Source organism: Segeticoccus sp., from assembly GCF_035708005.1.
In genome coordinates this window covers 1-4,277 of sequence record NZ_DASSTI010000125.1, presented here as the reverse complement: position 1 = coordinate 4,277, position 4,277 = coordinate 1, and the positions used below count along the sequence as shown (strand labels likewise).

The following is a 4,277-nucleotide window of genomic DNA, read 5'->3' as shown; positions in this document are numbered from 1 at the left end:
CACCTGACTCGGGAGGACCAGCCATGAAACCCACAGAGGTCATCACCACCGCCCAGGAGGCGATGACGGTCAAGCGCGTCATCGGCGAACCGCACGAGAAGAACGGCGTCACCGTGATCCCGGCCGCCGTCGTGCGCGGCGGAGGCGGCGGAGGTGGCGGTGAGGACAAGGACGGCCAGGAGGGCGGTGGCGGCGGCTTCGGCCTCAACGCCCGTCCGGCCGGCGCCTTCGTGATCCGCGGCGAGCGCGTGCGCTGGCAGCCGGCGGTCGACCCGAACCGCATCATCGTGGTCCTCGGCGCCGTCGCCGTGGCCTACTTCCTCAGCCGCGCTCGCCGCTGCTCCTGACCGGGCCGAGCGCAATCTGAACTGGCAGTACCGACGCGAGCACTCGGCATACCGGCGTGTCGGCCGGTGTGTCGGCACCTACTGCCAGTTCAGATTGCGGGGTCCACCGGCCGGTGCGGGCTCTGGGCCAGGCCGCGACTCACCAGGGACGCGGCAGGGTCAGGTCGCGTGGGTCGTCGACCGGCACCCACCCCTCGGCGGTGAGCTCGTAGTCGAACGCCGGCCCGCGCGCGGCGAGCCGCGCCAGCGCCCCGAGCAGCCGGTCCACGTGCTCGCGGGTGGTCGCCAGGCCCACGCTGGCGCGCACCGCCGTCGCCGGTGCGCCCGGCGCATCGTCCAGCAGCGCGCTGGTCAGCAGGTGCGCGCAGAACTTCCCGTCGCGCACCGCGATGCCGTACTCCGCCGACAGCGCCGCCGACACCAGCCCGCTGTCCAGCCCGTCCACGGTGAACACGGCCGTCCCGACCCGCTCCACGTCCGTCCCGAACAGCCGGTATGCCGTCACGCCCGGGAGCTGCTCCAGTCCCGTGTGCAGCCGGGTCGCCAGGTCGGCCTCGTGCTCCTCGACGGCCTCACGGTGCGCCGACAGGGCCGCGCACGCGGCGGCCAGGGCGATGGCGCCGAGCACGTTCGGGCTGCCGGCCTCGTGCCGCGCGCTGCCCTCGTGCCACAGCACTCCGTCGCCGTCGACCTGGGCGCTGGCGCCACCGCCGCGCAGGTACGGCTCCGCGGTGTCCAGCCAGTCACGACGGCCGGCGAGCACGCCGGCGCCGTAGGGCGCGTAGACCTTGTGGCCGGAGAACGCGACGTAGTCCACGCCCGAGTCCGCGAGGTCGATCGCGCGGTGTGGCGCCAGTTGCGCGGCATCGAGGGCGACGCGGGCGTCATACCGGTGGGCGAGGGCGACGATCCGCTCGACCGGCCACAGTTCGCCGGTGACGTTGGAGGCGCCGGTGACCACGACGAGGCGCGGGCCCTCGGCGGCCGCGAGCAGGGCCGCCTCGAGCCGGCCGAGGACCTCCTCGACGCTGCGCGGCACGGGCAGCCGCACGCAGTGGGCCTCCGGCCAGGGCAGCAGCGCGGCGTGGTGCTCGGACTCGAAGACGAACGTCGTCGTCCCGGCCGGCAGACATCGCGCGAGCAGGTTCAGGGAGTCGGTGGTGCTCCGGGTGAACAGGACGACGTCGTCCTCGCGCGCCCCGACGAACTCCCCGACCTCGGTGCGTGCCTCCTCGAACCAGCCGGTGGTGATCCGCGAGGCGTAGCCGTTCCCGCGGTGCACCGAGGAGTACGTCCGCAGCGCCGTGTCGACCGCGTCACGGACGCTGACGAGTGCCGGAGTGGAGGCGCCGTGGTCGAGGTGGGCCTGGTCGACCACCGTGCGGTGCAGGGTCGGCACGCCGAGGTCGTGGGCCACGGTGCGTGGCGGGGCGAGCAGCGGGGGCAGCGCCGCCCGGCCGGTGGGCACCGAGCGCAGCCGGCTCGGGGAGCCGAGGGGCACGCGGGTGGTGGGGCGAGCAGCGGCAGCGATCGACATACAGGCACTCCTTGGTGGTCAGGGACCACAAGGGGTGGTCCGCGCTTGCCCACCTGCTCGTGCAGGCGGCCTGGTCGTCACCCGGAGCACCCCACCGCGGAGGAGGGTTGCCGGCCAGCAAGCCGGGGCTTGACGCTGGCACTCGTGACCTGGGCCCGAGAATAGCGCCGCGGCGGACGCTGTGCCCACCTCGTGACACGGCAGTCTCGGAATGCGGGACCCTACCACGCGGTCAGTCCCGAGATCGGCGGGGAAGTCCCGAGATCGGCGGGGAAGTCCCGAGATCGGCGGGGAGGGGTCTCGTAGAAGGTCTTCCCGCGTGTGACGCGTGATGCAGGAGGGGTCTGTCCCGTACCCTGCGAGGGTGGCGACCCGTCAGACTTCCTCCTCCCGCTCCGCGTCCACCCGCGGCGGGTCGTCGCGTCGCCCCTCGGGGTCCCGCCGGGGCGGGTCCGCCTCGCGCCGCCCGGCCAGCCGGTCACGCTCCGGCGCCAAGGGCGGCGGCCTGCCGCTGCCGCTGCGGGCGATCCGCGGCACGTGGATGGGCATGGCGCACGTGGCCGGCGGTGCCGTGCGCCGGGTCGGGCACAGCGCCCGGGAACTGGAGCCGGAGCACCGGCGGGACGGGGTCGGGTTCGCCCTGATCGCCCTGGCCATCGTGATCGCGATGCGCGAGTGGTGGGGCCTGCCGGGCATGGTGGGCGACATCATCCACGCCGTCGCGGCTGGCACCTTCGGCCGTGTGGCGCTGGCCCTGCCGATCGCGCTGCTCCTGCTCGGGCTGCGCCTGCTGCGCGCACCCGGCGACGACCAGTCGACCAACCGGGTGGGCATCGGCACGACCGCGCTCGCGATCGCCGCCTGCGGGCTCGTGCACCTGTCCGCCGGGCTGCCGCTCGTCAGCCCGCCCGACGGGTGGGACAAGATGCGCAGCGCCGGCGGGGTGATCGGCTACCTCGCCTCGAGCCCGCTGACGCAGGCGGTCAAGGTCTGGGGCGCCGTCCCGATCCTGCTGCTGCTCGGCTTCTTCGGGGTCCTGGTCATCACCGCCACGCCGGTGCACCAGATCCCCGCGCGCCTGCGCGAGCTGCGCGACAAGCTGCTGCACCACCACCCGGCCGAGGCGGTCGACGACCGCGACGCCGTAGCCGCCGACCGGCACGGCACCGAGATCGACGGCACCCCGCCGAAGAAGCGGCGCAAGAAGGCCGCCTCGGTCGACACCGAGAGCGAGGGCCTGGCCGGCGACGAGGCGTTCGAGCAGGCCGCCACGGTCGTGCGCGGCAAGGACGGCCGCCGGCTGCGGCCGGGCGAGAAGCGCCCCACGTCCCCGGGCGTGCTCGCACCCGGCGCCGAGGGAGCCGAAGCCCCCGCGTCCGCTCCCGCCGGCTCCGCGGGCCCCACCAGCACCGCAGCCGCCGGCGCGGCCGTCGCCGACAACAGCAAGAAGCTCGAGGCCCCTCCGACCACCCCGCTGCCGCAGCGGGTCGAGCAGCTCGCGCTGGCCGGCGACGTCACTTACACGCTGCCCGAGAACGGCATCCTGCAGCCGGGTAGCCCGCCCAAGGCGCGCAGCGCCGCCAACGACCGCGTCGTCGAGGCGCTCACCGAGACCCTCGACAACTTCGGCGTGGACGCCCAGGTCACCGGCTTCAGCCGCGGGCCGACGGTCACCCGCTACGAGGTGGAGCTCGGGGCCGGCACCAAGGTCGAGCGCGTCACCGCGCTCTCCAAGAACATCGCGTATGCCGTCGCCTCGGCGGACGTGCGCATCCTCAGTCCGATCCCCGGCAAGTCCGCGATCGGCATCGAGATCCCGAACAGCGACCGCGAGAAGGTCAGCCTCGGGGACGTGTTGCGCAGCCAGGCCGCGCGCGCCAACGAGCACCCGATGGTGATGGGCGTCGGCAAGGACGTCGAGGGCGGCTACGTCATCGCCAACCTCGCCAAGATGCCGCACCTGCTCGTCGCGGGCGCCACCGGCGCCGGCAAGTCGAGCTTCGTGAACTCGATGATCACTTCGATCCTCATGCGGGCCACCCCCGACGAGGTCCGGCTGATCCTGGTCGACCCCAAGCGGGTCGAGCTGACCGCCTACGAGGGCATCCCGCACCTGATCACGCCGATCATCACCAACCCGAAGAAGGCGGCCGAGGCGCTGGCCTGGGTCGTCAAGGAGATGGACCAGCGCTACGACGACCTCGCGGCGTTCGGTTTCAAGCACATCGACGACTTCAACAAGGCGGTCCGCAGCGGCAAGGTGCAACCGCTGCCGGGCTCGGAGCGACAGATCACCGCCTACCCCTACCTGCTCGTGGTCGTCGACGAGCTCGCCGACCTGATGATGGTCGCCCCGCGGGACGTCGAGGAGTCGGTCGTCCGGATCACCCAGC

General features: G+C 73.5%; 3 protein-coding genes and 1 riboswitch. Of the genes, 2 read left to right on the top strand and 1 reads right to left on the bottom strand.

The features are described from left to right. Nucleotides 1-23: 23 nt before the first annotated feature. A complete protein-coding gene (locus VFL99_RS12475; protein ID WP_325106688.1) occupies nucleotides 24-347 on the top strand; it encodes a spore germination protein GerW family protein in 324 nt (107 codons plus the stop codon). A gap of 139 nt (nucleotides 348-486) precedes the next feature. On the opposite strand, the gene VFL99_RS12470 is transcribed toward VFL99_RS12475, so the two are convergent. Further along, nucleotides 487-1,884: an aminotransferase class V-fold PLP-dependent enzyme gene (locus tag VFL99_RS12470; protein WP_325106687.1), complete on the bottom strand. Its 1,398-nt coding sequence runs from the start codon at nucleotides 1,882-1,884 to the stop codon at nucleotides 487-489. A 36-nt stretch (nucleotides 1,885-1,920) separates the two neighbouring features. Further along, nucleotides 1,921-2,034, bottom strand: a riboswitch (SAM riboswitch). Nucleotides 2,035-2,425: 391 nt separating this feature from the next. Here VFL99_RS12470 and VFL99_RS12465 point away from each other — a divergent pair. Beyond that, nucleotides 2,426-4,277, top strand: a 1,852-nt coding sequence (locus VFL99_RS12465; protein WP_325106689.1) for a DNA translocase FtsK 4TM domain-containing protein, incomplete at its 3' end; no start/stop codon positions are given.

Excerpts from the sequence above, each read along its gene's own strand:
- VFL99_RS12470 (WP_325106687.1), bottom strand. The coding sequence starts at position 1,884 with ATGTCGATCGCTGCCGCTGCTCGCCCCACCACCCGCGTGCCCCTCGGC.
- VFL99_RS12475 (WP_325106688.1), top strand. The coding sequence starts at position 24 with ATGAAACCCACAGAGGTCATCACCACCGCCCAGGAGGCGATGACGGTC.